Raw genomic sequence first — 26,575 nt, 5'->3', positions numbered from 1 at the left:
CGTAATATGAAAAACGCTGAACTGACCCAATTAACCGCGACTTTCCCGCTTGTGCAGGAGCTGATCGCTCTGAAAGAAACCACCTGGTTTAACCCGGCGACCACGACGCTGGCGCAAGGGTTGCCCTATGTCGGCTTGACCGCCGAAGATGTAAAAGACGCTCACGAACGCCTTCAGCGCTTCGCGCCGTATCTGGCGGAAGCCTTCCCGGAAACGGCCGCCACCGGCGGGATTATCGAATCAGAAGTGGTTGCCATTCCGGCAATGAAACGCCTCCTCGAGCAACAATTCAACCAGCCGATTCACGGCGAACTGTTACTGAAAAAAGATAGCCACCTGCCGATTTCGGGCTCCATTAAGGCGCGCGGCGGCATTTATGAAGTGCTGACCCATGCGGAAAAGCTGGCGCTGGAAGCCGGGCTGCTCACCACCTCAGATGATTATCGCAAATTGCTGACACCAGAATTCAAGCAGTTCTTCAGCCAGTACAGCATCGCCGTTGGTTCTACCGGCAACCTCGGTATGTCGATCGGCATCATGAGCGCGCGCATTGGTTTTAAGGTCACGGTACATATGTCTGCCGATGCCCGCGCATGGAAAAAGGCCAAACTGCGCAGCCACGGCGTAACGGTTGTTGAGTATGAAGAAGATTACGGCGTGGCGGTCGAACAGGGGCGCAAGGCGGCGGAATCCGACCCGAACTGCTTTTTCATCGACGATGAAAACTCGCGCACGCTGTTCCTCGGCTATGCCGTGGCCGGCGAACGCCTGAAAGCGCAGTTTGCCCGGTCAGGACGCGTGGTCGATGCCGATCACCCGCTGTTTGTCTATCTGCCATGCGGCGTTGGCGGCGGCCCCGGCGGCGTCGCATTCGGCCTGAAACTGGCGTTTGGCGACCACGTTCACTGTCTGTTCGCCGAACCGACCCATTCCCCATGCATGCTGCTCGGCATTTACACCGGGCTCCATGACCAGATTGCGGTGCAGGATTTAGGGATTGATAACCTGACCGCCGCCGATGGTCTGGCGGTCGGCCGCGCTTCCGGCTTCGTTGGCCGGGCGATGGAACGCCTGCTCGACGGCCTGTATACCCTCGACGATCAAACGATGTACGACATGCTGGGCTGGCTGGCAACGGCGGAAAACATTCGCCTTGAGCCGTCCGCGCTGGCCGGGATGGCCGGACCGCAGCTCGTCTGCGCCAGTAAAGCGTACCATCAGCTACAAGGACTGAGCGACGAACAGCTACGTCAGGCCACCCACCTGGTATGGGCGACCGGCGGCGGTATGGTGCCGGAAGAAGAGATGGCGCAGTATCTGGCGAAGGGGCGTTAAATCGCCCGCAGCAGCGGCATCAGTTCGCCCGGTGACCGCTGCTGTTTACGCAGATCGCGCATAACCCGCATACAGGGCGCGCTGGCGACATAGAACTGGCGGTAGCCTTCACAGAGCGGATCGTCGTCGCCTGCGCATAATCGCCGCCACGCACAGACAAAACAGGCGCTATTGGCGGCCACCTGCCGTTGTTCGCGCAGCGGTTCGCCGCACCAGATACGCAGAGTTTCCTCAAACAACGTAATCGTTATGCGGCCAATATCTTCCCGCGCCCAGATATGGAAAATGGCGCAAAGGAAGTTTCCCCACGCATTGGCATCTTCCGCTCTGAGCTGCGGAATAAAACGAACGGCGCGCACGCCCTGTGCGCGTAGCTCCCGATATAGCTGCTGCGGTTGCTGGCAGTGGTGGCGATAAACTTTCACCTCCTGCACTGCCGGTTCGTTGTGAGCGAGGGAGTGGCATTCTGTCCGACATCCTGTCATGTCACATCCTTAAGAAATAAAATGATCTGCCGTAGATGCGTTACAGCAAACAATAATGACAGCGAAAGCACTGCGAGGGAGATCAAAAATTTGTCACGAACTGCTCCCGGCTGCAAAAAATCGCTCTCGCCGACATCCATCAAATGGCGGCTACAGGTGTAGCGCCAGAGAATGATCGCCACCACTGCCAGTACGCCAATCGATATCCAGAACGCCAGCCCGGCGCTATGCCAGTTATGTTTAATCGCCAGCGCCATCAGCGCCCCGTAGCCCAGCAGAGTACGAAACCACGCCAGCGAGGTGCGCTCCGGCTGCAGACCGGGATCGCTCTCCCGCCGCGCCCGGCGTTTATCCGCCATACAGCACCAGCAGCATCACCGCCGCCACGACCGCCAGCAGCAGGACGCTAATCACCAGTAGCGTACGGGTATAGGGGAGATCCTGCTTCAGGCGCATCGCCTTTTCGTTGCTCAGCCAGCGCAGATAGCCGTACACCGCCAGCCCACCGGCAAACAGGCATAGTAGCAACGCAAGCACTTCGCGAATAAGCGGAGTGGCAAAATCCGGCGCCAGCTGATCGAGCCCGACGCCCGCGGCGAGAAAACCGAGCGCCGTACGGATCCACGCCAGAAAGGTGCGTTCATTGGCCAGCGAAAAGCGGTAATCCGGCGCTTCGCCAATGCGGGAAATTTTCATCAGCAGTCCTTGTTCGTCACGCAAACAGGCCACAGCATAGCCTAAATCACGAACAGGAGAGAAGAACCGGCACCCGATGGATGCCGGTATTCGGAATTCGCTAACTCAGCCCCCAGAACAGCACGGCCAGTAGCTGAGGAGTGATTATCCGCAGGAACATCACCAGCGGATAAACCGTGGCGTAGGAGAGCGCCGCCGCGCCGCTGGTGGCGTGAAGATTGTTGGCGAAGGCCAGCGCCGGCGGGTCGGTCATTGAGCCCGCCAGCATCCCGCAGAGGGTCAGATAGTTCATCTTCGCCAGCATCCGCGCCAGTATGCCCACCGTCAGCAGCGGGATAGCGGTGATGAAAATACCGTAGGCTATCCAGCTGAGCCCCTCGCCGTGGAGCAGCGTATCGACAAAATCGCCGCCGGACTTCAGCCCCACCACCGCCAGAAACAGCACGATACCGAGTTCGCGCAGCGCCAGGTTGGCGCTCGGCGGCATAAACCAGTACAGCTTGCCGATGCTGCCGATACGCCCGAGGATCAGCGCCATAATCAGCGGCCCGCCGGCTAGCCCCAGTTTCAACGCCGCCGGGAAACCGGGAATAAACAGCGGAATAGACCCCAGCAGCACCCCGAGACCAATGCCGATAAACACCGGTAGCATTTGTACCTGCTGCAGCTTTTGCTGCGCGTTGCCGAGTTCATTGGCCACCGCGTCAATGGCCTGTGGACGTCCAACCAGGTTAAGAATGTCGCCAAACTGCAGGCTGGCATGGCTGCTGGCTACCAGCTCCACCCCGGCGCGATTAAGCCGCGAAATCACTACGTCATAGCGTTGTTTAAAGTGCAGATCGCGGATTTTCTTCCCTAATACCTTCTCGTTAGTGACCACCACGCGTTCCACTTTGAGATCGGTACCGCGCGTTGAGAGCGAAGTCGCCACTTCTTTACCAATCACCAGCTGCGCATTGTGTAAATCCTCCGGCCGCCCGACCAGGTGCAGCAGATCGCCATGCTGGATAAGCGTACCCGGCGCCGGCACCATCAATAGCTCATCGCGCTTCAACCGCGAGCAGATAATTTTGTCGCTGTTGAGCATTGGCACATCCTGAATCGCCATATTATTCAGGTTCGGGTTCTCCACCCGCACGTTAATGGTATGCAGATGAGCGTGCCCGTTGCCGCTGCTCTCATCAAACTGCTGCGCCTCTTTTTCCACATTAATGCGAAAGAACAGCCGCACCAGCCACATGGTCAGCAAAATGCCGCAGATACCAAACGGGTAGGCCATCGCGTAACTCATCCCCATCTGATCGACGACATCAAACGGCAGGCCAAGATCGCGCAGGATTTGCTGCCCGGCGCCAAGCGCGGGGGTGTTAGTGACCGCCCCAGAGAAGATGCCGAGAACGACCGGAAGCGGAATATTGAACAGTTTATGCAGGATCGCCGTCACCAGCCCGCCAAGTACGACGATAAGAATGGCGAACAGATTGAGCTTAAGTCCGGAGACGCGTAACGAGGCAAAAAAGCCCGGACCGACCTGAATACCGATGGTATAGACGAAGAGAATGAGGCCGAATTCCTGGATAAAATGCAGCATCGGGCTGCTCAGCGTAATCCCTGCCTGATCCACAAAGTGGCCCACGATAATGCCGCCAAACAGCACGCCGCCGATACCAAATCCAACGCCGCGGATTTTGACATTACCGATCCACAATCCCACCACCGCAACCAGCGCCAACACGCTGACGGTCAATGCTATATCACTCATACTATTTTCCCTGTGAATAACATTATTATTAACAGGGATTATGACTGAAGGCGGGAATACTGTATGTAGTCCCGCGCACAAAAAAGCCCCGAGTTATCAGGGCTTGAAAGCGATGTGGCTGAATTAACTATTCAGCGCCGGGCGCTCGCTAATGGCGATACGCTGCGGGGCCGCGACTTCCGGCTCGTGGCGGGTTAAGTCGATATGCAATAAGCCATTGGTAAAGGTGGCGCCGGAGACTTCCATATTGTCCGCGAGGGTGAAACTCAGGCTGAAGGCCTGATTCACCAGCCCCTGGTGCAACCATTTGGTCTCTTTTTCAGCGGCCTGCGGCGTGCCTTTAACGGTCAGACGCGTACCTTCCAGCTGAATATCCAAATCTTCCTGACGGAACCCGGCTACCGCGAGGGTAATGCGGTAATGGTTATCGTCGCTTTTTTCGATGTTATAGGGCGGGAAGGTTTGGCTTTCACCGGCGGTTTGCAGGGCATTAGCCAGTTTGTCAAAACCGATCCATTGACGCAGCAGTGGGGATAAATCGTAGTTACGCATAGTGTTTTCTCCTTCTGAGAAGCGAGTAAGTACCTGCGAATTCAGCGAATTCGCATTTGCTCCCTGACGGCAAGCAAGTTGTTTATTCAGGCCGCCGCGCGGCCTGAAGCGGAAAATTAGTTAATTTCGATACGGCGCGGTTTGTTCGCTTCCGGAATCACGCGTTCCAGATCGATATACAGCAGGCCGTTGACCAGGTTAGCGCCGCGAATATGAATGTTATCGGCGAGCTGGAATTTACGCTCGAAGTTGCGCTCCGCGATACCCTGGTACAGGTAGGTGCGCTCTTTCTGCTCGGCGGCATGGGAGCCTTTCACCACCAGAAGATTGTCTTGCGCGGTTATCTCTAATTCGCTTTCCGCAAAACCGGCGACGGCAATCGCGATGCGGTAATTGTTTTCATCTACTAATTCAACGTTATACGGAGGGTAGCCGCCGTTGCCCTGGCTTTGATTATTTTCTAACAGGTTGAACAGACGGTCGAAACCAATAGCAGAACGATAAAGCGGGGAGAGATCGAAATTACGCATAGTAAATAGCTCCTGAAATCAGCGAGAATTCAATGGCTTTCCATCATGGACAAGCCGTTATGACCCGGAATACCCCTCAGGCGTATCCTCATTGGGTGACACTACTAAAATGGGTGTGCCCCGACGCTTTTCAAGGCCTTTTCGGCCAAATTTTTTTGCAGTTTGCTGGCGAATGCTTAGACTGGTTGCAAAGCACAAAAGGCAAAGTGCGATACTCGCCACAGTGCAGTGCAATAACGCTAGGCATTCACGGGACGGCTCGTTATAACCGAAGTAACCCCGATAAAATGACGGAAGAGTGATGAAAAGCGGATTGTTAAAGCTGGTCCTGTTCAGCGGGATGATTAGTTTGGGCGGTTGCTCCAGCGTGATGTCGCATACCGGCGGCAAGGAAGGAACCTACCCAGGCACGCGCTCCAGCGCCCATACGCTGGGCGATGACGACACTAACTGGGGCGTGAAATCGCTGGTGGCCCTCGATATGCCGTTCACCGCGGTCATGGACACGCTACTGCTGCCGTGGGATTTATTCCGCACCGATAGCTCGGTCAAATCGCGCGTCGAAAAAAGCGAGCAGGAGACGCTGGCGACCAACTCCGTCATCCCGCCAGCGCCAATGCCTTCGCGCTAAGCTAGCGCTGCGTTTCGGTTATCCACAACTGGCGATAACCGTCGACGTCTTCCATCCACGCCAGGTATTTGCCATCCGGTGAAAATACGACGGCATCCGCGGACGGCGGATTTTCGCGATCGGTCGTCAAATAACTTACCGCGCCGCTGCGGGCATCGCAGAGCGCGATTTTGTTTTCCACCACACATCCCAGCCACGCGCCCGACGGATGCCAGTTAAATGCTGACTGGATGCCCGTTACCGTATGTGTCAGCTGGCGCGGCTCGCCGCCCGCAGGCGGGATAAGCCACAGCTGTACAACGCCTGCGTCATCACGCATCAGAAAGGCGATCTCGGTGGCCTGCGGATTGGCTCGTACCCAATGGCGCGGTACATTCACCAGCCCCGGATAGCGGTGCTGGTGGGTACAGGTCAAACGACGCTGGCTGACGCCTGCCGGCGGCGCGGGCATCGTCGTTGCACTTCCGGCCAGCGGCGCATCGCCCTGCCGCTTCCACCCTGCCTCATCCCGCGGCAGCGTCACAATAAACAGTTCAGGCACTTTGTCGCCGTTTTCCGCCAGCGTATCGCCGATAAAGGCTAGTGCATGATTGCCGACCCACCCCTCTTCATAAGCGCGATTGATCTCATCGCTGCCCGGCAATGGGTTCGCCGTGGTACGGCTCACCAGCACGCACCAGTGGCTGCCGGCATATTCGCGGGGATGGGCGCCCTGCGGGCTCACCGGGCCATAGGGCGCGGCTACGCCAACGTTGCGCAGATCCAGCGCCGGATCGTATTCGTGAAGTACGTGGTCGTTATACGTGAAGCTAACGAACTGGCCGTCTGGGCTGAAGACATGAACGTGGCTGCCGCCGCGCAGCGCGCCGGGGGTATAAGGCGCGGTAATATCCAGCGCATCAAGATTGCGGGTTTCACCCTGCCAGTTCACCACCCCGCGACGGTGATGAAAATCGTAATGCCAGTTGGCGTCCGGGTGTTCCGGGCCGTGAATAAAAACGTATTTATCTTGCGTCGGGTGTACGGTGACCACACCAACACAGGCACCGTCAGCGGCGCGATAGAGCGTCTCAACGGCGCCGCTATGGATATTCACCCGCTCAATGGTCTCTCCGGTGAAAGAGGCCCCCGACGGACGGACGTCGAAAACCAGCCACTGGCTGTCCGGGGTCCAGGTATTGATATTGGTAAGCTGATGGTGACGGGGAGCAAAAGTGACTTGTTTCATGACGATACCCTGATGCGAGACTTACGCATCAGGGTAGCGTATCGCCAAAATTTAGCCTACACGTTTCACATCGCCGACCAGCAGGATATAAGACAGCGCGCCTATCAGCGCCACTACGGAGATATAAACCAGCGCCGGGCCAAAGCCGTAATCCTGCGCCAGATAACCAATCACCAGCGGGACGGTGATGCCGCCCAGTCCGCCAACGAAGTTAAAGACCCCGCCGGTCAGGCCGATCAGGCGCATCGGCGCCAGAGAGGAGACCAGCGACCAGGTGATAGACGCAAAACCGTTGCCGAAGAATGCCAGCGCCATCAGCGCCATGATCCAGACGGGGTCGTTGGTATAGTTCGCCCCCATGATGCAGGTGGAGATCAGCAGCCCGCAGATAATCGGCGTTTTGCGCGCCACGCCCAGCGAGTAGCCTTTTTTCACCAGCTTATCCGCCAACCAGCCGGAGAGCAGGACGCCAAAAAACGCGGCGAGGAAGGGCACCGTGGTCATAAAGCCGGCCTTCAGCGCGGTGATGCCTTTTTCCTGGGTTAAGTAATTCGGGAACCAGGTCAGGAAGAACCACAGCGTCGAGGTAACCGCGAACTGCCCAAGGTAAACGCCAACCAGCTTACGGTGAAAGACCAGCTTCCAGTCCGCTCTGGATAATGGTTGACGCGCCTCTTTCTTCAGCGGCGCATCGCCATCCACCAGGCCGCCGCCGTCGCGGATATAGTCGAGTTCGGCTTTACTGATGCTTTTAGTCAGGCGCGGCGGTTGATAAACCTTAAACCAGATTAACGACCAGATAATGCCGATACCGCCGGTAACGATAAATACCCAGTGCCAGCTTAATAGCTCCTGGATCCAGATCAGTAGCGGCGTGAGGAAGGCCAGACCCACAAATTGCCCCGAGGTATAAAACCCAACGGCAGAGGCGCGTTCGTGTTCCGGGAACCAGCTGGTCACCATGCGGTTGTTGGTCGGGAAAGCTGGCGCTTCGAAGATGCCGGTAATGGCGCGTAAACCAATCAGCGACATTAAGCCGGTAGCGAAGCCTTGTAGCAACGTCGCGACGGACCAGCCAAATATAGCGATAAAGTAGGTAAGCCTGGATCCTACGCGGTCAAGGAACCAACCGCCAGGGATCTGACAGAGGGTATACAGCCAGGCAAAGGCGGAAAATACGTAGCCCATTTCCGCTTTGCTAATACCAAACTCCTCCTGAATATGCGCCGAGGCGACGGCGAGGTTGGCGCGGTCAACATAACAAATAACCACGGTAATAAAGATCATGATGAGCGTCAGATAACGGCGACGCCCGGGTTTTACAGCGGTAACTGAAATATCCATCGCAATCTGTCTCCAGATTTTGGGCATAGCGAAGCCGCTCACCATGCCCGGTAATTTACAGAGGGTGTTTTTGTTTTTTATTAATAACTATGTTGCGATGCGCTAAATAATTCGTGCTGGGGAAAGGCGGCAAATTTTCGCATCCCTGGGAGCATACAATAGTATGTGACCAGGGTAAGAAAATGCAGCCAACGCATCACCAGTGCGAAGTATGACGCGCATTTACCATTCGGCGACAGAGCCATCCTCATACCGCCACAACGGATTTCGCCAGTCCGGCGCATTTTTACTTAACTCAATCACGCGGGCCTCATCAATTTCCACGCCCAGCCCCGGCTTCATCAGAGGTTTAAAGAAGCCGCCTTCCATATTGAAATCTTCTTTATTTTTCACAAAATCAAGCAGTTCGGCGCCTTTGTTGTAGTGGATCCCCATGCTCTGTTCCTGGAAAACCGCGTTATGTGAAACGAAATCGACGTGCAGACAAGCGGCCAGCGCGATCGGCCCCAGCGGGCAGTGCGGCGCCAGCCCGACGTCATAGGCTTCCGCCATTCCGGCAATTTTATAGCATTCGGTAATACCGCCTGCGTGCGACAAATCGGGCTGTAAAATAGCCACCCCGCCCGCTTCCAGTACCCGTTTAAATTCAAAGCGCGAGAACATACGTTCGCCGGCGGCAATTGGAATATGCGTTTGCGCCGCCAGCCGCGGATAATATTCCGCCTGCTCGGCTAATACCGGCTCCTCAATAAATAATGGGCGATATGGCTCCAGCTCTTTAATTAATACCTTAGCCATCGGCGCGCTAACGCGGCCATGAAAATCGAGACCAAACTCAATTTCATTGCCAAACGCTTCGCGGATTTGCGCTACGGTATTCACCGCCGCATCAACCGCACGGGAATTATCGATGAGCCCCATCTCTTCGCAGCCGTTTAATTTAAAGGTGTCGAAACCAATACCGCGCAGCTTCTTAATCCCGTCAATTACTTCGGCGGGGCGGTCGCCGCCCACCCAGCTGTAGGCTTTAATTTTGTCGCGCACCAGCCCGCCAATCAGTTGCCAGACCGGGGAATTCAGGACCTTACCTTTAATATCCCATAGCGCCTGGTCAATACCGGCGATGGCGCTCATCATAATCGGGCCGCCGCGATAAAAGCCGCCGCGGTACATCACCTGCCACAGGTCGTTAATCCGCGCCGGATCCTGGCCAATCAGGTAGTCGCCAAATTCATGAACGGCCGCCTCCACCGTGCGGGCGCGCCCTTCAATCACCGGTTCGCCCCAGCCGACAATGCCTTCATCGGTTTCAATCTTCAGGAACATCCAACGCGGAGGTAAACGGTACGTGGTGATATTGGTTATTTTCATTTCACTGCCTCTCGATACGCTTTTACGAATGCGGCTGCCTGTTGCGCGGTACGTTCAACCGGCTGGCCGGCGCGATAGAGATCGCTACCCAGCCCAGCCCCCACACAACCGGCATTAATCCACTGCGCCAGGTTTTCCGGCGTCACGCCGCCAACGGCAAAGACCGGAACCTCCGGCGGCAGCACGGCTTTCAACGCTTTGATGTAATCCGGTCCAAAAGCCGATGACGGGAAGATTTTCAGCGCCTGCGCGCCGGCATCCAGCGCGTTGAAGGCTTCGCTGGCGGTGGCGCAGCCTGGACACACGGTCATGCAGTAACCCACCGCCCGCCGGATCACTTCCGGCTGAATGTTTGGCGTCACGATCAGCCGACAGCCCATGGCCGCCAGCCTGTCGACCTGCTCCGGTTGCAGCACGGTGCCCGCGCCGATAAGCGCCTGCTCGCCGTAAGCATCGACGACCTGCGGAATACTCTTCTCCCACTGCGGCGAGTTCAGCGGGATTTCGACCGCGTCGAAACCGGCGTCGATAACGGCGCCAACGTGAGCCAGCGCCTCGTCTGGCGTAATACCGCGCAGGATAGCGATAAGCGGAAGGTTAGTTTGCCACTGCATAAGCGATGCTCCTTATTCCTGTCTGAAATGCCGTATCGCCCGCAACCGCGGTGACTTCGCGGCCAATGGCGGCGAATGCCTGCTGATAGCGGGACGTTAACGATGATCCGGCGACGAGGCTAATAGCCTGCTTCCCGGCGAACGTGTCGCTGAGGGTGGCAACTTCAGCGCCAATCAGCAGGCCGGAAAGAAATTCGCTAACCTGCTCGCGAGGCAGCGCGCCCAGCACGTGCGAAGCGCGCACTTCAAACAGCTGCGGCAGGACAGCGGGGTTGTTGATACCGCGCTGCAGACCGGCCGCGAATGCGTCGGCGGACGTTTCCTGCGGCGGTAAGCCGGCGCCCACCAGCGAGTGCTGAAGCAACAGATGATGCAACTCACCGGTCAAAACGGTACGAAAATCGTGAATTTGCAGGCGATCGGCCAGTACCCACTTGCAGTGGGTTCCCGGCATCACGTAGACAGACGAAGGGGCTAAGGCGCGAGCGCCCAGCAGCTGCGTTTCTTCCCCACGCATGACGTTATGGTTATCGTCACGGGAAACGCAAAGACCGGGAATTATCCAGATATTGTCGCCAACGGCAGTTAACTGCTGGCCAATGTCCGAGAAAGCGGCAGGAAGCGGCAAATAGGGGGCGATTTTCCAGCCCACGTTGCTGCCAACCATCCCTGCCATCACCACCGGTGTGGCGCCATCGCGCCAGTTTTGAGTTATTTCCGCTAACACCGCAGCGGGAGAGCGACCGTTCAGGCGCGTTACGCCCGCTTCAGATTGCCTGCTTTCCAGGCATTCTTCGCCCTGATAAAGCCAGGCGCGTAAATTCGTCGATCCCCAATCTATTGCGATGTAGCGAGCCGTCATGTGATTTCCTTGAGCCTTCGTGTCGAGCTGGCGATCATCGTCAACGCCGCCTGCTCCGCCGCGTCGCTATCCTGATGCCGAATGGCGTCAAATAGCGCTTTATGTTCCTGCAGGGTTTTCGGCATGTTGCCTTCATCACCCATCCAAGTCCGTTCAAATACCGCCCGCTGCAGCGAACTGATCGCCACGCTAAGCTGCTGCAAAACCGGGTTATGTACTGACTGCAGCACCGCTTCGTGGTAACGAATATCGGCCTCGTTAAAGGCATCCCGGTTTTGGTTGTTGGCGATCATGTCATTGAGCGCCGACTCGATTTCCGCCAGATCGCTCGAGGTGGCGCGTTCCGCCGCCCAGCGGGCAATAGCGGGCTCGACCAGGTTGCGCACTTCACTCATCGCGCTGATAAGACGCGGGTCATAATCATTTTCCAGTACCCACTGCAGTACCTCGGTATCGAGGTAGTTCCACTGGTTTCTCGGAGCGACAAACGCGCCTCGGTAACGCTTCATTTCGATCAGCCGCTTCGCCATTAGCGAGCGAAATACTTCGCGGATGATGTTGCGCGAAGTTTCAAACTCTTCACACAGTTCCGCTTCGGCCGGTAGCGCTGAACCCGGTACGTACTTACCGCTGACAATCTGTTTGCCCAGCGTGATCACGATGCGATCGGTCTTATTGAGAGTCATGGAGAGTCCTTATGCTCTATGTGTACTGCTCTACTTTACCGTCGCTGCTGAATTTCGCCTCACTTTTGTACTACTAGCGTGATGTCAGGCATCGTCGCCATGAGCTCAATGTAGTACAACATTATTATGTTGTACTACAATTTAGATCACAAAAAGAACAATCCATAAAAATAAAAATGCCTGTTCCCACGACAAATTGAGCCGTCAAAGCAGGAAAGGAGGGTAAATAAGAGTTAGAACGCTTCGCCGACCTGGAAGTAAAAGCCGCTGCTGCCCTTACCGATACCGTAGTCGAGGCGAATATTAACGCGAGGTTTGAATTCAAAGCGGTAGCCGACGCCCGCCGAAGGTAGCCAGCGTCCATCATTCAGTGAATCAATGGATGGCCCCATGGTGCCCGCGCCGACCCAGGCAACAACGCCGTGTCGCCACGTCAACTGACGACGGTATTCCAGCTGAGAGCTGACCACGTTTTTATCGCGGTAGCGCCCCTGGTAATAGCCGCGCATACGTTCATCGCTGCCGAGCAGCGGCATCATGCTCCACGGCACATCGCCCTGGGTGAAGGTGCCATCCGCTTCCCAGGCCAGCACGCTTTTATCGCTCAGGGCCTGATAGCGGCTGTAGTGCAGACGAAACTCATCAAAACGCGTATCGCTGCCGAGTCCCGGCGCATAATGGGTATAGCGAAAATCGGCGTACTGGCCCTTGCGTGGGTTGGGAACAAAATCGCGATCGTCCCAGTTGATATCAATACTGGCGCCGGAGCTGAATACCGACGGCCCCTGCGGGGTGTTTTCTATTTTCGGCAGATCGTCATGGTCCATCTCATCGGCATTTTGCGCCGCCAGCGACCACCCCGCCCCCAGGTAGACATTATCGACGAGCTGCCGGTAGACCATCGGGCGCAGAGTCAGCACCTGGGCGGTATATTTTTCTTTCTCATTGTCTTTGTCGCCGGCGTGAAAACCCTGTCCCCAGTAGTAAGTCGGTGTGTTGGCCATCGAGCCTTCAACAAATACCCGCCACAAATCGTTGTCGAAAAAAGCATAGTTTTTAACGCTGAGGCCAAACGCGCCGGTGGAGCTAACGTAGCCGCTAAGCGTCAGCGTGGAGTTCTGGCTGATGGTGTCATTTGGGTCCGGGCGATACATGCCCACAACGGCCGTACCCAATCCAAGCCCCAGCTCCGGCGTATAAAATGGCCCTGGCATGACGCCCCAGTCGATGCCTTTGCTGGCGTCGAACTTGTCGCTGGCGCCAAGGTTTTGCAACCAGCCGTCGATTTTTTCGCGGCTGAGCGCCTGTGCCTGCGCCTGCCCAATAACAAGGCATGTTAGCAGCAGGATGGCGCTAAACAGTCGTCTCAAAAGCGATACTCGCCGGCGATAAAGAAACTGTTACGTTCGGCAAAACCAAACTCCGTAGTGATATTAAAGTTCCGGGTCATCTCATACTGCGCGCCCACCAGCACGTTCCACGGCGACTGTAGATGCTGTTTCACATCAAAGCGACCGTTACCGTTCTTGTTAGCCAGATTGACCATGTTTTGCAGCATCGTCGACGGCATCGACAGATCGTTCAGGCTGCCCTTAAATTCCTGCTGCACATCCTGATACATGCTGCCAACCCAGATATTCAGCTTCCCGTTGGGCAGATGCAGCGCATCTACCGACGGCGTATTGAAACGATAGCCCAAACGCGGCGAAAAGGTAAAAGCATCAATGCTGCCGTCGAGAATATCAAAACGCGTCTGCGTATAGTTGGCGTCTAATACCGTGAACCAGTTGCCGATGCCGCCCACCAGCGTGGTGCCAACGCCGTAAGTCGTGCCTTTAAAATCAAGGCGAAAATCAAGATTCTGCATACCTGGCATGGGCACGACTTTACCATTCGGCCCTTTCAGACCGACGGCGATTTGCGAGATAGAATGGCCTTTAGTATGTCCAACCAGGCCATAGACGTTCATAAACGGCAGCAGCCAGGCATCCAGCTTAAGGGTCTCGGTTTTACTGCTTTCCCGCGTATTACCGACGCCAATCTGGAAGGCGTTATCCAGTGAAAAATTACCTAACGATAAGCCGGTAAAATTAATGCTATCGACATTAATATTTTGCCGCATATCCATATAGTTAACGCCGACGCCAAACGGCAGCGGCAGGACGTAGCCGTGCTTTCTGGCTTCATCGCCTAAAAAAGGCAATACCGACGTCGATTCCGGCGCCGCGGCCTGGCTATTGTCAGGCGCGGGCAGATCCGCCGGTTCGCTACCGTGCCAGGCGTATACGGGTTCAAGTTGAGTCGTTGGTTCTGCGGCCGCGCAGGCCTGAAAAGAGAGAAAAGGCAGCGCAACCAACATCAAAAAGTGATTTTTATTCATAGGAAATATGATGTTAGTTCTTAAGAACAGAATTCATAAAATGGGGCGGGTAGCTTATAGAATCCCCTGCGCTGATTAAGGGATTTAAATGCGGATTAACATCTATTCATGAAAAAAGAGAAGACAGGCCCGGAGAATTCCGGGCCTGAGATTGATGACAAACCTTATGCAACCGTTGCACTTACAGATTGCACCAGACAAAAAACATGGAAAATCAATTTATTGATTTTCGGCTGATAACCACAAAGAAGGAAAAACCACGCTTTTTCCTTCTTTGTCAGCAGTCTGAGGCCCGGAGAATTCCGGGCCCGAAATGCGCTTAGGCTAAGACGTATTTTTCAATGGCGAAGGCGACGCCATCTTCAAGGTTCGATTTAGTGACGAAATTCGCCGCTTCTTTCACCGTCGGGATGGCGTTATCCATCGCCACGCCGACGCCGGCGAATTCAATCATCGCGATATCATTTTCCTGATCGCCAATCGCCATAACTTCTTCCGGCTTGATGCCCAGCGTATCGGCCAGAGACTTCACGCCGGTGCCTTTATTGACGCGTTTATCGAGGATTTCGAGGAAGTACGGCGCACTTTTCAGCACGGTATACTTCTCTTTCACTTCCGCCGGAATACGGGCGATGGCCCGATCGAGAACAGCAGGCTCATCGATCATCATCACCTTTAGCAGCTGAATATTACGGTCCATCTTTTCTGCTTCGCAGAATACTAGCGGAATGGTCGCCACGTAGGATTCATGCACCGTGTAGTAGCTGATATCGCGGTTCGCGGTATAAAGCGTATTACGATCGAGCGCGTGGAAGTGCGAGCCAACGTCGCGAGAGAGTTGCTCAAGGAAGCGATAATCATCGTAGCTTAACGCCGTTTGCGCCACGGTGCTGCCGTCGCTGGCTTTCTGAACCAGCGCGCCGTTATAGGTGATGCAGTAGTCGCCCGGCTGTTCCATGTGCAGCTCTTTCAGATAGCTATGGACACCAGCGTAGGGGCGGCCGGTCGTCAGCACCACGTTAACGCCGCGGGCGCGCGCTGCCGCGATGGCGGTTTTCACCGCCGGAGAAATGGTATGGTCAGGCAGCAACAGCGTGCCGTCCATATCAATTGCAATCAGTTTAATAGCCATGGGATCCCCGGGTAAGATGAGTCTTCACTCATGCTAACGCGATTCCGCTCAAAAAACAGCTCTCGCAGCGGGAGAAAACGAGGATGGATTGCGCATGCGGATTCCCCTTTTGCCGCAAAAGAAAAACCCGGCAGCGCAACGCGTACCGGGTTTAGCAAAACCGTAGCCCCGATAGACATCATGTCACCGGGGAAATACAGGCTTAGATATCGATGTTCGCCGCTTTCAGGGCGTTCTCTTCGATAAAGGCGCGACGCGGTTCAACGGCATCGCCCATCAAGGTGGTGAACAGCTGGTCGGCGGCAATCGCATCCTTCACGGTGACGCGCAGCATGCGGCGGCTGTCCGGATCCATGGTGGTTTCCCACAGCTGATCCGGGTTCATCTCGCCCAGTCCTTTATAACGCTGGATAGAGAGGCCGCGACGCGACTCTTTAACCAGCCAGTCGAGCGCCTGTTCGAAGCTGGCTACCGGCTGGCGGCGCTCGCCACGTTCGATAAACGCGTCGTCTTCGATAAGCCCGCGCAGCTTCTCGCCGAGGGTGCAGATACGGCGGTATTCCGCGCCGGTGATGAACTCGTTATCCAGCGGGTAGTCGGTATCGACGCCGTGGGTACGCACGCGCACGATCGGCTCGAACTGCTGCAGCTCGCTGTTTTCACGAACATCAAACTTCCACTGGCTGCCGTGCTGCTCTTTTTCGTTCAGCTCGCTGATCAGCTGGTTAATCCAGCGGGTGACGGTCTGCTCGTTGCTCAGATCGGCTTCGGCCAGCGTCGGCTGATAGATAAGCTCTTTGAGCATCGCTTTCGGGAAACGGCGCTCCATGCGGCCAATCATTTTCTGCGTCGCGTTGTACTCGGCCACCAGTTTTTCCAGTGACTCGCCGGCTAAGGCCGGTGCGCTGGCGTTGGTGTGCAGGGTCGCGCCGTCGAGCGCGATGGAGATCTGGTACTGATCCATCGCTTCGTCGTCTTTAATGTACTGTTCCTGCTTGCCTTTCTTCACTTTGTACAGCGGCGGCTGAGCAATGTAAACGTGGCCGCGTTCCACGATTTCCGGCATCTGACGATAGAAGAAGGTCAACAGCAGGGTACGAATGTGCGAGCCGTCGACGTCCGCATCGGTCATGATGATGATGCTGTGATAACGCAGTTTATCCGGGTTGTACTCATCGCGGCCGATGCCGCAGCCCAGCGCGGTGATAAGCGTGGCCACTTCCTGAGAAGAGAGCATTTTATCGAAGCGGGCTTTCTCGACGTTAAGGATTTTACCCTTCAGCGGCAGGATAGCCTGGTTCTTACGGTTACGGCCCTGTTTAGCAGAGCCGCCCGCGGAGTCCCCTTCCACGAGGTACAGTTCAGACAGCGCCGGGTCGCGTTCCTGGCAATCCGCCAGTTTGCCCGGCAGGCCTGCCAGGTCAAGCGCGCCTTTACGACGGGTCATTTCACGGGCGCGACGCGCGGCTTCACGCGCACGCGCGGCGTCGATAATTTTGCCGACCACGATCTTCGCATCGGACGGGTTTTCCAGCAGGTATTCGCTCAGCAGTTCGTTCATCTGCTGCTCAACCGCCGATTTCACCTCAGAGGAGACCAGCTTGTCTTTGGTCTGAGAGGAGAACTTCGGATCCGGCACCTTCACGGAAACCACGGCAATCAGGCCTTCACGCGCATCGTCGCCGGTGGCGCTGACTTTCGCTTTTTTGCTGTAGCCTTCTTTATCCATGTAGGCGTTCAGGGTACGGGTCATCGCCGCGCGGAAGCCCGCCAGGTGAGTACCGCCGTCACGCTGCGGAATGTTGTTGGTAAAGCAGTAGATGTTTTCCTGGAAACCGTCGTTCCACTGCAGCGCCACTTCAACGCCGATACCGTCTTTTTCAGTGGAGAAATAGAAGATATTCGGGTGGATCGGCGTTTTGTTCTTGTTGAGATACTCAACAAACGCCTTGATGCCGCCTTCGTAGTGGAAATGGTCTTCTTTGCCGTCGCGCTTATCGCGCAGGCGGATAGAGACCCCGGAGTTCAGGAACGACAGCTCGCGCAGACGTTTCGCCAGGATTTCGTATTCGAATTCAGTGACGTTGGTGAAGGTTTCCAGGCTTGGCCAGAAACGCACCATGGTACCGGTGCTTTCTGTTTCGCCGGTTACCGCCAGCGGCGCCTGCGGCACGCCGTGCTCATAAATTTGTTTGTGGACTTTGTTATCGCGTTGGATAACCAGCTCCAGCTTCTGCGACAGGGCGTTAACCACCGAGACGCCTACGCCGTGTAGACCGCCGGACACTTTATAGGAGTTATCATCGAATTTACCGCCGGCGTGCAGGACGGTCATGATAACTTCCGCCGCGGAGACGCCCTCTTCCGGGTGAATGCCGGTTGGGATGCCGCGACCGTCATCCTGTACGGAGACGGAGTTATCGCTGTGGATAGTAACAACGATGTCTTTACAGTAACCTGCGAGCGCTTCGTCGATAGCGTTATCCACAACCTCGAATACCATGTGGTGCAGACCGGTGCCGTCATCCGTGTCGCCGATATACATACCCGGGCGCTTACGCACCGCATCCAGCCCTTTCAGGACTTTGATACTGGAGGAGTCATAAGAATTCGACATCAACGTTTCTCGCTCATTTAATCTTGGGTTAATCCGTTATTTTACCCTTTTCCACGGTGAACATCTTCGAATTTTTGTCCGACATGTCCATTACGTGTTCAGCGCTGATGGCGCTGACGAAAACCTGCGATTGCGTGGCTTTTAAGCGGCTGGCAAGCAGCCCGCGCCGGGCATCGTCAAGCTCCGAGGCAAAATCATCTATCAGGTACAGGCAGCGCCGCCCGCTTTCGCGGGTCAGGAACTCGCCCTGCGCCAGTCGTAGGGCGCACATCAGCAGCTTAAGCTGCCCGCGCGACAAGGTGTCTTCCACCGGCGCCCCATCGGCGCGAATGCGAAAATCCGCTTTATGCGGGCCGTGGGCGGTGTAGGTTAACATTCTGTCGCGTTCGAAATTCCGCTCCAGCACCTCGGCGTAGTCCGTTTCTTTTTCCCAGCCGCGCTGGAAAGAGAAGGTGAGGGTGAATTCCGGTAAAAATTGCTGACAGGTATCCGCCATGTCTTCGACAATAGCGGCGCTGTATTCGGCACGCCAGCGGCTGATTTGTTCCGCCAGCGGAATTAATTCCAGATCCCACGGCCGCAGTTGCGCATAGCGGCTCACCTGGCGCAGCGCGGCGTTGCGCTGTTTCAGCAGGCGCTTCAGGTTGCTCCAGGCGGTGAAGAATCCGGCTTCGTTATGAAAGCATCCCCAATCAATGAACGCTCTTCTGTATTTGGGGCCGCCGTTGAGTAAAGTAAACCCCTCCGGCGTGATTAGCTGCATCGGCATCAGGTGCGCCAGTTCCGCCACCTTGTGGCCGTCGGTGCCGTCGATACGCACCTTGCTGTCGCCCTGTTTGTCTTTGGTCAGGCCAATGGCGGTTTCGCGCTCTTCGCCCTGTAAACGCCCGTGCAGGACAAACGAATCCTGCTCGTGACGAATCACCCGGCCAATTTGCAAACTGCGAAACGCACGGCCGTGGCCGAGCGTATAGATAGCTTCCAGCACGCTGGTTTTGCCGCTGCCGTTTGCGCCAACCAGGAAGTTAAAGCTGGGGGATAAAGCGAGATCCGCATTTTCAATATTGCGGAAATCTTTGATTAAGAGTCGGGATAGCGACATATCAGCTCGTCATCATTCAAGGGGCGTGGGTGTCGCAGCCAGTTCGTCTATCGCCAGCGCGCAGAAAGCGGAGCGTACACGAAGTACGTGAGCATTTCGAGCACTGCCGGAAGGCGAAATGGCAAGTAAACCAGCCCCTTTGCAGATTCTACAATCTCATAGGCATGACAACGTAGGCGGCGGATTGTGAAGCCGCATCCTCAATCTGCACGCTCGATACGGAATCCGTCAGCAGTATGCGCACATTCTCGCATTTCAGCGCATTGAGCACATCCAGCACATAGCTAACGTTGAAGCCAATCTCCATCTCCGTTCCGGCGTAGGTCACGTCAAGGATCTCTTCCGCCTCTTCCTGTTCCGGGTTGTTAGCGGTGATTTTCAGCTGGTTCTCGCTGACGTACAGCCGCACGCCGCGGAATTTCTCATTCGAGAGGATTGCCGCGCGGGCGAAAGCCTGCTTGAGAATGTCGCAGCCGGCATCAAGGTGTTTATCCGGGTTTTTCGGCAATACGCGGCGATAGTCCGGGAAACGGCCATCAACCAGCTTCGAGGTGAAGATAAAATCGCCGACGTGAGCGCGGATATTGTTGCTGCCGATCTGCACGCGCAGCGGCGTATCGCCGCCGTCGAGCATACGCATCAGCTCAATCACCCCTTTACGCGGCACGATCACCGAATGGTTCGGCAGCGACTCTTCCAGCGGCATTGAACAAACCGCCAGGCGGTGGCCGTCGGTGGCGACGGTGCGCAGTTCGCTACCTTCGGTTTCAAACAGCATGCCGTTTAAGTAGTAACGAACGTCCTGGTGCGCCATCGAAAACTGGGTGGCTTCAATCAGGCGCTTCATCGTCGCCTGCGGCAGGGTAAATTCCACTTCGCTCTGCCAGTCGTCGAGATTCGGGAAATCGGCGGCAGGCAGGGTCGACAGCGAGAAGCGGCTGCGGCCGGAGCGCACCAGCATACGGTCGCCTTCAAGCTGCACGGCGATCTCCGCGCCTTCAGGCAGGCCGCGGCAGATATCAAAGAATTTACGCGCCGGAACGGTGGTGGCGCCCGCTTCGTGCGGCTGAATCAGCGACACGCGCGCGACCATTTCCATTTCCAGATCGGTACCGGTTAGCGACAGCGTGCCGTCCGCGACCTGAAGCAGCAGGTTACCGAGAATCGGCAGCGTCGGACGACCACCTAACGGACCGCTCACCTGTTGCAGCGGTTTTAATAAATGTTCACGTTCTACGGTAAATTTCATAGCGTCACGAGGATAATGTTCTGATTAAATTGGAAAAATCTTCTTTAATATCGTGGCTTTCTTCACGCAACTGCTCAATCTTACGGCAGGCGTGCAGCACGGTGGTATGGTCGCGGCCGCCAAACGCATCGCCGATTTCCGGCAGGCTGTGGTTGGTCAGCTCTTTGGCCAGCGCCATCGCCATCTGGCGTGGGCGCGCCACCGAACGGGAGCGGCGTTTGGACAGCAGGTCCGCTACCTTAATCTTGTAATACTCCGCCACCGTCTTTTGAATATTGTCGATGGTGACTAATTTTTCCTGCAGCGCCAGTAAATCGCGCAGCGCTTCGCGCACGAAATCAATAGTGATAGCCCGGCCGGTAAAGTTGGCGTTAGCAATGACGCGGTTCAGCGCCCCTTCCAGCTCACGCACATTCGAACGCAGACGCTTGGCGATAAAGAACGCGACTTCGCCCGGCAGGCGGATATCGTTCTCATCGGCTTTCTTCATCAGGATCGCGACGCGGGTTTCCAGTTCAGGCGGCTCGATCGCCACCGTCAGGCCCCAGCCAAAGCGCGATTTCAGACGATCCTCTACGCCGTTGATCTCTTTTGGATAACGATCCGAAGTGAGGATGATCTGCTGATTACCTTCCAGCAAGGCGTTGAAGGTGTGGAAGAACTCTTCCTGTGAACGCTCTTTATTGGCGAAGAACTGAATATCATCGATCAGCAGGGCGTCAACGGAGCGGTAATAGCGTTTAAATTCTTCGATGGCGTTGTTCTGCAGGGCTTTAACCATGTCCTGCACGAAACGCTCGGAGTGCATATAAACCACTTTAGCATTTGGCTTACGCGCCACAATGCCGTTGCCGACGGCGTGTAACAGGTGGGTTTTCCCCAGACCGGTGCCGCCATAAAGGAACAGCGGGTTATACGCGCCGCCAGGGTTATCGGCCACCTGACGCGCCGCCGCGCGTGCCAGCTGGTTAGATTTACCTTCGACGAAGTTATCAAACGTATGCTTGACGTTGACGTTGGAACGGTAGGTTGGCTCTGCCGGCGCCGGAACGTTATCCCAGCCCTGACGGGCGACAGCAGGCGCGACGCGCGCGGTTTGCACCTGAGCGGCCGGGATCGCCGTGGCGACGTTGGCCGTCCCCTGATGGGACGGCGCCGCAGGCTTCGCGCCCACTTCAAAGCGCAGTTGTGGGGCGTCCGCGCCACAAAAGTCATTGAGGAGCCCATTGATATTATTAAGGTATTTGTCCCTTACCCAATCGAGCACAAAACGGTTTGGCGCATACAGTGCCAGCGTGTTATCGCTCAGTTCCGCCTGCAATGGGCGGATCCACATGCTGAATTCTGTGGCTGGTAACTCATCCTGCAATCGGGCAAGACACTGCTGCCAAAGCGAAAGTGACACGGCGGACTCCACTCGAACATAAAATCGATATAAAAGAAAAACTGAAACAATCGTGATTGTTGGCACACGTCGCAAGACCCTGCATAAGCCGAAAAAGCCCCTGCGCAAAAGGGGTGACGTGCGAACCGCTATTTGCGGTTTTACCCGGGACGGATCCGTGGATCGCGATCGGGACCGGGGATCATAGCCTAAACTGAGAAAGAGATCTTGTGTTTCTCAACAGATTCTTCCCGATTTATCCACAGGAGGATCGAAACCGGGTAAGTGTAATCGATCCTGGCGAGAGTGCGGCACGATTTCGCCCGCATATTGGAAAAATTAATGAGCTATGCCGGTTTTGGATAGAATTGATCTAACAAAGATCCTTTACGATCCTTGCGCTTTACCCGCCAGGCCGTATAATCCCCCACCCGGCGCGTAACGCCCGTTTTCGCAACTCGTCTCAGCTTATTTTTTGTGCGGCAAGGTGCGAGAAATAAGGAAAGAGAATTGACTCCGGAGTGTACAATTATTACAATCCGGCCTCTTTAATCACCCACGCTGAGGCGTAAGTCGTTCGAAGTTCGTTCGGGTCTACGCAAAAGTCAGTGAATTTATTCAAGTTTAGGTAGAAATCGCCATGAAACGCACTTTTCAACCGTCTGTACTGAAGCGCAACCGTTCTCACGGCTTCCGTGCTCGTATGGCTAATAAAAATGGTCGTCAGGTTCTGGCACGTCGTCGTGCTAAAGGCCGCGCTCGTCTGACCGTTTCCAAGTAATAAAGCTAACCCTGCGTGGTTAAGCTAGCATTTCCCAGGGAGTTACGTTTGTTAACTCCCAGTCATTTCACTTTCGTCTTCCAGCAGCCACAACGGGCTGGCACGCCGCAAATCACCATCCTCGGCCGCCTGAATTCGCTGGGGCATCCCCGCATCGGTCTTACCGTCGCCAAGAAAAACGTTAAGCGCGCGCATGAACGCAATCGGATTAAACGTCTGACGCGTGAAAGCTTCCGTTTACGTCAACATGAACTCCCGCCAATGGATTTCGTGGTGGTGGCAAAGAAAGGGGTTGCCGACCTCGATAACCGTGCTCTCTCGGAAGCGTTGGAAAAATTATGGCGCCGCCATTGTCGCCTGGCTCGCGGGTCCTGATAGGCCTTATCAGGGTCTATCAGCGCCTGATTAGTCCGCTACTCGGGCCGCACTGTCGTTTCACGCCAACCTGTTCTCAATACGGAATTGAGGCATTGCGCAGGTTTGGAGTGATAAAAGGCAGTTGGTTGACGGTGAAACGCGTATTAAAATGCCACCCTTTACACCCTGGTGGTGACGACCCCGTCCCGCCTGGACCATTTGATACCAGAGAACACTAACGATGGATTCGCAACGCAATCTTCTTATCATCGCTTTGTTGTTCGTGTCTTTCATGATCTGGCAAGCCTGGGAGCAGGACAAAAATCCGCAAACCCAGCAGCAGACCACGCAGACTACGACCACAGCAGCGGGTAGCGCCGCAGACCAGGGCGTACCGGCCAGTGGCCAGGGGAAACTGATTACGGTTAAAACTGATGTGCTTGATCTGACCATCAACACCAGCGGTGGTGATGTTGAGCAAGCGCTGCTTCCGGCTTACCCGAAAGCGCTGAAATCTACTGAACCGTTCCAGTTACTGGAAACCACGCCACAGTTTATCTATCAGGCACAGAGCGGCTTAACCGGTCGTGACGGCCCGGATAACCCGGCTAACGGCCCGCGTCCGCTGTATAACGCTGATAAAGATGCGTATGTACTGGCAGACGGCCAGAACGAAATCGTTATTCCGCTGACCTACACCGACAAAGCGGGCAACGTCTTCACCAAAACCTTCACCCTGAAACGCGGTGATTATGCGGTGAACGTTGGCTACAACGTGAAAAACGTCGGCGAAAAACCGCTGGAGATCTCCTCCTTCGGTCAGCTCAAGCAAACAGCAGCGCTGCCATCGAGCCGCGATACGCAAACCGGCGGTCTGTCTACCATGCACACCTTCCGTGGCGCGGCGTACTCCACTGCTGATTCGAAATACGAAAAATATAAATTCGATACTATCGTCGACAACGAAAACCTGAACGTCAGCACCAAAGACGGTTGGGTGGCGATGTTGCAGCAGTACTTCACCACCGCGTGGGTTCCGCATAACAACGGCACCAACAACTTCTATACCGCTAACCTCGGTAATGGCGTTGTCGCTATCGGCTACAAATCGCAGCCGGTACTGGTGCAGCCAGGTCAAACCGACAAGCTGGAAAGCGTGCTGTGGGTCGGCCCGGCTCTGCAGGATAAAATGGCTGCCGTCGCGCCGCACCTGGATCTGACCGTCGACTACGGCTGGTTGTGGTTCATCTCCCAACCGCTGTTTAAGCTGCTGAAATTCATCCACGGCTTCCTCGGCAACTGGGGCTTCTCAATTATCGTCATCACCTTTATCGTTCGTGGCATCATGTACCCGCTGACTAAAGCGCAGTACACCTCCATGGCGAAGATGCGTATGCTGCAGCCGAAGATTCAGGCAATGCGCGAGCGTCTGGGCGACGATAAACAACGTCAAAGCCAGGAAATGATGGCGCTGTATAAAGCAGAAAAAGTTAACCCGCTGGGTGGCTGCTTCCCGCTGATTATTCAGATGCCAATCTTCCTTGCGCTGTACTACATGCTGAGCGCCTCGGTTGAACTGCGTCATGCGCCGTTTATCCTGTGGATCCATGACCTGTCCGCGCAAGACCCGTACTACATCCTGCCGATCATCATGGGCGCGACCATGTTCTTCATCCAGAAGATGTCGCCGACCACCGTGACCGACCCGATGCAGCAGAAGATCATGACCTTTATGCCGGTCATCTTCACGGTGTTCTTCCTGTGGTTCCCGTCTGGTCTGGTGGTGTACTACATCGTCAGCAACCTGGTAACCATTATTCAGCAGCAGCTGATTTACCGTGGTCTGGAGAAGCGTGGCCTACATAGCCGCGAGAAGAAAAAATCCTGATACTCTTCATTCTTCAAGCCGCAGATGCGTTGGCTTCATTAGTTCGCCCCAGTCACTTACTACAGTAAGCTCCTGGGGCCTCACTAACTTGCCGCCTTTCTGCAACTTGAATTATTTCGAGTATCTACGGTAACGTTAATGCCAGAGAAGGCGGTCAATGGACCGCCTTTTTTACATCTACATAGAGAGTCACCATGAGCCATAACGACACTATCGTCGCCCAGGCAACCCCTCCGGGACGCGGGGGTGTGGGCATCCTGCGTATCTCCGGCCTTAAGGCGCGCGACGTCGCGCAGGCGGTACTCGGCAAGCTGCCGAAGCCGCGCTATGCCGACTATCTGCCGTTTAAAGACGCCGACGGTACGCCGCTGGATCAGGGGATTGCGCTGTGGTTCCCGGGACCCAACTCCTTTACTGGCGAAGATGTCCTCGAACTGCAGGGCCACGGCGGCCCGGTCATTCTGGATCTGCTGCTCAAACGTATTCTGACGTTACCCGGCGTTCGCATCGCCAATCCGGGCGAGTTTTCCGAGCGCGCGTTCCTCAACGACAAGCTCGACCTGGCGCAGGCAGAGGCCATCGCCGATCTTATCGACGCCAGCTCAGAGCAGGCGGCCCGTTCGGCGTTGAACTCCTTGCAAGGGGCCTTCTCCGCGCGTGTGAACCATCTAGTGGAAGCACTCACTCACCTGCGCATCTACGTGGAAGCGGCGATTGATTTCCCGGATGAAGAAATTGATTTCCTCTCCGATGGTAAAATTGAAGCCCAACTGAACGACGTGATCGCCGATCTCGATGCCGTCCGCGCCGAAGCCCGTCAGGGCAGCCTGCTGCGTGAAGGGATGAAAGTGGTGATCGCCGGACGGCCAAACGCCGGTAAATCAAGCCTGCTCAACGCGCTGGCCGGACGCGAAGCGGCGATCGTCACCGATATCGCCGGCACCACCCGCGACGTACTGCGCGAACATATTCACATCGACGGTATGCCGCTGCATATCATCGATACCGCAGGCCTTCGTGACGCCAGTGATGAAGTGGAGCGCATCGGCATCGAACGCGCCTGGCAGGAAATTGAACAGGCGGATCGGGTGCTGTTTATGGTCGACGGCACCACCACCAGCGCCGTTGACCCGGCGGAGATCTGGCCGGACTTTATCGAGCGCCTGCCGGCTAAGCTGCCGATTACCGTGGTGCGTAATAAAGCCGACGTCACCGGCGAAGCGCTGGGGCTCTGCGAAGTAAATGGCCACTCACTGATCCGCCTGTCGGCGCGTACCGGTGAAGGGGTCGAGGTGCTACGCAACCACCTTAAGCAGAGCATGGGCTTCGATACCAACATGGAAGGCGGTTTCCTCGCCCGTCGTCGCCACCTGCAGGCGCTGGAAGCGGCGGCGAACCATCTGCAGCAGGGCAAGGCCCAGCTGCTGGGCGCGTGGGCCGGGGAGCTGCTGGCGGAGGAGCTGCGTCTGTCGCAACAGGCATTAAGCGAAATCACCGGCGAATTTACCTCTGACGACCTGCTGGGCCGCATCTTCTCCAGTTTCTGTATCGGTAAGTAAGCGTTACTGGTAAGCATCTACTAACCCGCC

General features: G+C 55.9%; 26 protein-coding genes, 1 pseudogene and 1 other annotated feature. Of the genes and pseudogenes, 8 read left to right on the top strand and 19 right to left on the bottom strand.

Annotation, left to right across the window (positions count from 1 at the left end):
• Positions 1-6: 6 nt before the first annotated feature.
• A complete protein-coding gene (dsdA, locus tag PGR79_RS12185) occupies positions 7-1,335 on the top strand; it encodes a D-serine ammonia-lyase (RefSeq protein WP_430921751.1) in 1,329 nt (442 codons plus the stop codon).
• Here the strand turns inward: dsdA and PGR79_RS12180 are convergent.
• The 6 genes from PGR79_RS12180 to ibpA all read right to left on the bottom strand — a co-directional run bounded on the left by PGR79_RS12180 (position 1,332) and on the right by ibpA (position 5,360).
• A complete protein-coding gene (locus tag PGR79_RS12180) occupies positions 1,332-1,820 on the bottom strand; it encodes a hypothetical protein (protein WP_047044633.1) in 489 nt (162 codons plus the stop codon). The genes dsdA and PGR79_RS12180 overlap by 4 nt on opposite strands.
• Entirely contained in the window at positions 1,817-2,179 is a 363-nt protein-coding gene (locus PGR79_RS12175; RefSeq protein WP_430921749.1) for a DUF202 domain-containing protein, read from the bottom strand. Before PGR79_RS12175 ends, PGR79_RS12180 begins: the two co-directional genes overlap by 4 nt.
• Positions 2,169-2,516 carry a YidH family protein gene (locus PGR79_RS12170; protein ID WP_015369053.1) on the bottom strand — a complete coding sequence of 116 codons (348 nt, stop codon included), beginning with the start codon at positions 2,514-2,516 and terminating at the stop codon, positions 2,169-2,171. The genes PGR79_RS12175 and PGR79_RS12170 overlap by 11 nt, the downstream gene beginning before the upstream one ends.
• A gap of 100 nt (positions 2,517-2,616) precedes the next feature.
• On the bottom strand, positions 2,617-4,278 hold the full coding sequence (locus PGR79_RS12165) for a putative transporter (RefSeq protein ID WP_032713024.1): 1,662 nt from the start codon (positions 4,276-4,278) through the stop codon (positions 2,617-2,619).
• Between the two features lie 123 nt (positions 4,279-4,401).
• The gene (gene ibpB, locus PGR79_RS12160) at positions 4,402-4,830 is read right to left on the bottom strand and encodes a small heat shock chaperone IbpB (RefSeq protein ID WP_015369047.1); all 429 of its coding nucleotides are present in this window, start codon (positions 4,828-4,830) and stop codon (positions 4,402-4,404) included.
• 116 nt (positions 4,831-4,946) lie between these two features.
• Entirely contained in the window at positions 4,947-5,360 is a 414-nt protein-coding gene (gene ibpA / locus PGR79_RS12155; protein ID WP_015703892.1) for a small heat shock chaperone IbpA, read from the bottom strand.
• Positions 5,354-5,428, bottom strand: a sequence feature (ROSE (Repression Of Heat Shock gene Expression) occurs in the 5'-region of heat shock genes and acts as an RNA thermometer to modulate expression.). Its footprint overlaps the gene before it by 7 nt.
• 233 nt (positions 5,429-5,661) lie before the next feature.
• Between ibpA and PGR79_RS12150 the strand changes: the two genes are divergently transcribed.
• A complete protein-coding gene (locus tag PGR79_RS12150; RefSeq protein ID WP_015369045.1) occupies positions 5,662-5,991 on the top strand; it encodes a YceK/YidQ family lipoprotein in 330 nt (109 codons plus the stop codon).
• A 1-nt stretch (position 5,992) separates the two neighbouring features.
• Here the strand turns inward: PGR79_RS12150 and PGR79_RS12145 are convergent, their stop codons facing one another.
• The 13 genes from PGR79_RS12145 to dnaA form a co-directional block, all read right to left on the bottom strand.
• Positions 5,993-7,219 carry a DUF3748 domain-containing protein gene (locus PGR79_RS12145; protein WP_430921747.1) on the bottom strand — a complete coding sequence of 409 codons (1,227 nt, stop codon included), beginning with the start codon at positions 7,217-7,219 and terminating at the stop codon, positions 5,993-5,995.
• A 51-nt stretch (positions 7,220-7,270) separates the two neighbouring features.
• Entirely contained in the window at positions 7,271-8,608 is a 1,338-nt protein-coding gene (locus PGR79_RS12140; protein WP_047037691.1) for an MFS transporter, read from the bottom strand.
• 177 nt (positions 8,609-8,785) lie between these two features.
• Positions 8,786-9,934: a galactonate dehydratase gene (gene dgoD, locus PGR79_RS12135; RefSeq protein WP_271032430.1), complete on the bottom strand. Its 1,149-nt coding sequence runs from the start codon at positions 9,932-9,934 to the stop codon at positions 8,786-8,788.
• Complete coding sequence (locus PGR79_RS12130; RefSeq protein ID WP_271032429.1) at positions 9,931-10,548, bottom strand: 2-dehydro-3-deoxy-6-phosphogalactonate aldolase; 618 nt, start codon at positions 10,546-10,548, stop codon at positions 9,931-9,933. The genes dgoD and PGR79_RS12130 overlap by 4 nt, the downstream gene beginning before the upstream one ends.
• Entirely contained in the window at positions 10,532-11,410 is an 879-nt protein-coding gene (locus PGR79_RS12125; protein WP_213794855.1) for a 2-dehydro-3-deoxygalactonokinase, read from the bottom strand. Before PGR79_RS12125 ends, PGR79_RS12130 begins: the two co-directional genes overlap by 17 nt.
• Positions 11,407-12,096 (bottom strand): D-galactonate utilization transcriptional regulator DgoR, encoded by a 690-nt coding sequence (dgoR, locus tag PGR79_RS12120; protein ID WP_015369039.1) that lies wholly within the window; start codon positions 12,094-12,096, stop codon positions 11,407-11,409. The genes PGR79_RS12125 and dgoR overlap by 4 nt, the downstream gene beginning before the upstream one ends.
• Before the next feature lie 233 nt (positions 12,097-12,329).
• A complete protein-coding gene (locus PGR79_RS12115; RefSeq protein ID WP_113374096.1) occupies positions 12,330-13,466 on the bottom strand; it encodes a BamA/TamA family outer membrane protein in 1,137 nt (378 codons plus the stop codon).
• Complete coding sequence (locus PGR79_RS12110) at positions 13,463-14,476, bottom strand: hypothetical protein (protein ID WP_271032428.1); 1,014 nt, start codon at positions 14,474-14,476, stop codon at positions 13,463-13,465. Before PGR79_RS12110 ends, PGR79_RS12115 begins: the two co-directional genes overlap by 4 nt.
• A gap of 319 nt (positions 14,477-14,795) precedes the next feature.
• On the bottom strand, positions 14,796-15,608 hold the full coding sequence (gene yidA, locus PGR79_RS12105; protein ID WP_271032427.1) for a sugar-phosphatase: 813 nt from the start codon (positions 15,606-15,608) through the stop codon (positions 14,796-14,798).
• Between the two features lie 202 nt (positions 15,609-15,810).
• On the bottom strand, positions 15,811-18,225 hold the full coding sequence (gene gyrB, locus PGR79_RS12100) for a DNA topoisomerase (ATP-hydrolyzing) subunit B (protein ID WP_087858873.1): 2,415 nt from the start codon (positions 18,223-18,225) through the stop codon (positions 15,811-15,813).
• A 28-nt stretch (positions 18,226-18,253) separates the two neighbouring features.
• Positions 18,254-19,327 (bottom strand): DNA replication/repair protein RecF, encoded by a 1,074-nt coding sequence (gene recF, locus PGR79_RS12095; protein WP_045378107.1) that lies wholly within the window; start codon positions 19,325-19,327, stop codon positions 18,254-18,256.
• Between the two features lie 148 nt (positions 19,328-19,475).
• The gene (gene dnaN, locus PGR79_RS12090; protein ID WP_045378110.1) at positions 19,476-20,576 is read right to left on the bottom strand and encodes a DNA polymerase III subunit beta; all 1,101 of its coding nucleotides are present in this window, start codon (positions 20,574-20,576) and stop codon (positions 19,476-19,478) included.
• Positions 20,577-20,580: 4 nt separating this feature from the next.
• Positions 20,581-21,981, bottom strand: a complete 1,401-nt coding sequence (gene dnaA / locus PGR79_RS12085; RefSeq protein ID WP_015703901.1) for a chromosomal replication initiator protein DnaA — start codon at positions 21,979-21,981, stop codon at positions 20,581-20,583.
• A 351-nt stretch (positions 21,982-22,332) separates the two neighbouring features.
• Here dnaA and PGR79_RS12080 point away from each other — a divergent pair.
• The 6 genes and pseudogenes from PGR79_RS12080 to mnmE form a co-directional block, all read left to right on the top strand.
• Positions 22,333-22,383 (top strand): annotated as a pseudogene (locus PGR79_RS12080) (hypothetical protein); the annotation flags it as partial.
• A 217-nt stretch (positions 22,384-22,600) separates the two neighbouring features.
• Positions 22,601-22,741 carry a 50S ribosomal protein L34 gene (gene rpmH, locus PGR79_RS12075; RefSeq protein ID WP_015369029.1) on the top strand — a complete coding sequence of 47 codons (141 nt, stop codon included), beginning with the start codon at positions 22,601-22,603 and terminating at the stop codon, positions 22,739-22,741.
• 15 nt (positions 22,742-22,756) lie between these two features.
• Positions 22,757-23,116: a ribonuclease P protein component gene (gene rnpA, locus PGR79_RS12070; protein WP_015703902.1), complete on the top strand. Its 360-nt coding sequence runs from the start codon at positions 22,757-22,759 to the stop codon at positions 23,114-23,116.
• On the top strand, positions 23,080-23,337 hold the full coding sequence (yidD, locus tag PGR79_RS12065; protein WP_015703903.1) for a membrane protein insertion efficiency factor YidD: 258 nt from the start codon (positions 23,080-23,082) through the stop codon (positions 23,335-23,337). The genes rnpA and yidD overlap by 37 nt, the downstream gene beginning before the upstream one ends.
• A 2-nt stretch (positions 23,338-23,339) precedes the next feature.
• Complete coding sequence (gene yidC, locus PGR79_RS12060; RefSeq protein WP_015369027.1) at positions 23,340-24,986, top strand: membrane protein insertase YidC; 1,647 nt, start codon at positions 23,340-23,342, stop codon at positions 24,984-24,986.
• Between the two features lie 194 nt (positions 24,987-25,180).
• Positions 25,181-26,545 carry a tRNA uridine-5-carboxymethylaminomethyl(34) synthesis GTPase MnmE gene (gene mnmE, locus PGR79_RS12055; RefSeq protein ID WP_113374099.1) on the top strand — a complete coding sequence of 455 codons (1,365 nt, stop codon included), beginning with the start codon at positions 25,181-25,183 and terminating at the stop codon, positions 26,543-26,545.
• The last annotated feature ends 30 nt before the right edge of the window (positions 26,546-26,575 follow it).

The sequence above is a fragment of the Klebsiella sp. 141161 genome, from assembly GCF_050600815.1.
Taxonomy (GTDB): Bacteria; Pseudomonadota; Gammaproteobacteria; order Enterobacterales; family Enterobacteriaceae; genus Klebsiella; species Klebsiella aerogenes.
Note: the sequence above shows the minus strand (reverse complement) of the source record. Positions and strands in the feature narration are given on the sequence as shown.

Bases quoted from the DNA above. Each gene is read 5' to 3' on its own strand.
- dsdA (WP_430921751.1), top strand. From the start codon at position 7: ATGAAAAACGCTGAACTGACCCAATTAACCGCGACTTTCCCGCTTGTG.
- PGR79_RS12130 (WP_271032429.1), bottom strand. From the start codon at position 10,548: ATGCAGTGGCAAACTAACCTTCCGCTTATCGCTATCCTGCGCGGTATT.
- PGR79_RS12125 (WP_213794855.1), bottom strand. From the start codon at position 11,410: ATGACGGCTCGCTACATCGCAATAGATTGGGGATCGACGAATTTACGC.
- PGR79_RS12180 (WP_047044633.1), bottom strand. From the start codon at position 1,820: ATGACAGGATGTCGGACAGAATGCCACTCCCTCGCTCACAACGAACCG.
- PGR79_RS12110 (WP_271032428.1), bottom strand. From the start codon at position 14,476: ATGAATAAAAATCACTTTTTGATGTTGGTTGCGCTGCCTTTTCTCTCT.
- ibpA (WP_015703892.1), bottom strand. From the start codon at position 5,360: ATGCGTAATTTCGATCTCTCCCCGCTTTATCGTTCTGCTATTGGTTTC.
- dgoD (WP_271032430.1), bottom strand. From the start codon at position 9,934: ATGAAAATAACCAATATCACCACGTACCGTTTACCTCCGCGTTGGATG.
- PGR79_RS12150 (WP_015369045.1), top strand. From the start codon at position 5,662: ATGAAAAGCGGATTGTTAAAGCTGGTCCTGTTCAGCGGGATGATTAGT.
- dnaN (WP_045378110.1), bottom strand. From the start codon at position 20,576: ATGAAATTTACCGTAGAACGTGAACATTTATTAAAACCGCTGCAACAG.
- recF (WP_045378107.1), bottom strand. From the start codon at position 19,327: ATGTCGCTATCCCGACTCTTAATCAAAGATTTCCGCAATATTGAAAAT.
- ibpB (WP_015369047.1), bottom strand. From the start codon at position 4,830: ATGCGTAACTACGATTTATCCCCACTGCTGCGTCAATGGATCGGTTTT.
- PGR79_RS12145 (WP_430921747.1), bottom strand. From the start codon at position 7,219: ATGAAACAAGTCACTTTTGCTCCCCGTCACCATCAGCTTACCAATATC.
- PGR79_RS12170 (WP_015369053.1), bottom strand. From the start codon at position 2,516: ATGAAAATTTCCCGCATTGGCGAAGCGCCGGATTACCGCTTTTCGCTG.
- mnmE (WP_113374099.1), top strand. From the start codon at position 25,181: ATGAGCCATAACGACACTATCGTCGCCCAGGCAACCCCTCCGGGACGC.
- PGR79_RS12140 (WP_047037691.1), bottom strand. From the start codon at position 8,608: ATGGTGAGCGGCTTCGCTATGCCCAAAATCTGGAGACAGATTGCGATG.
- yidA (WP_271032427.1), bottom strand. From the start codon at position 15,608: ATGGCTATTAAACTGATTGCAATTGATATGGACGGCACGCTGTTGCTG.
- rpmH (WP_015369029.1), top strand. From the start codon at position 22,601: ATGAAACGCACTTTTCAACCGTCTGTACTGAAGCGCAACCGTTCTCAC.
- yidC (WP_015369027.1), top strand. From the start codon at position 23,340: ATGGATTCGCAACGCAATCTTCTTATCATCGCTTTGTTGTTCGTGTCT.
- PGR79_RS12165 (WP_032713024.1), bottom strand. From the start codon at position 4,278: ATGAGTGATATAGCATTGACCGTCAGCGTGTTGGCGCTGGTTGCGGTG.
- gyrB (WP_087858873.1), bottom strand. From the start codon at position 18,225: ATGTCGAATTCTTATGACTCCTCCAGTATCAAAGTCCTGAAAGGGCTG.
- dgoR (WP_015369039.1), bottom strand. From the start codon at position 12,096: ATGACTCTCAATAAGACCGATCGCATCGTGATCACGCTGGGCAAACAG.
- PGR79_RS12175 (WP_430921749.1), bottom strand. From the start codon at position 2,179: ATGGCGGATAAACGCCGGGCGCGGCGGGAGAGCGATCCCGGTCTGCAG.
- yidD (WP_015703903.1), top strand. From the start codon at position 23,080: ATGGCGCCGCCATTGTCGCCTGGCTCGCGGGTCCTGATAGGCCTTATC.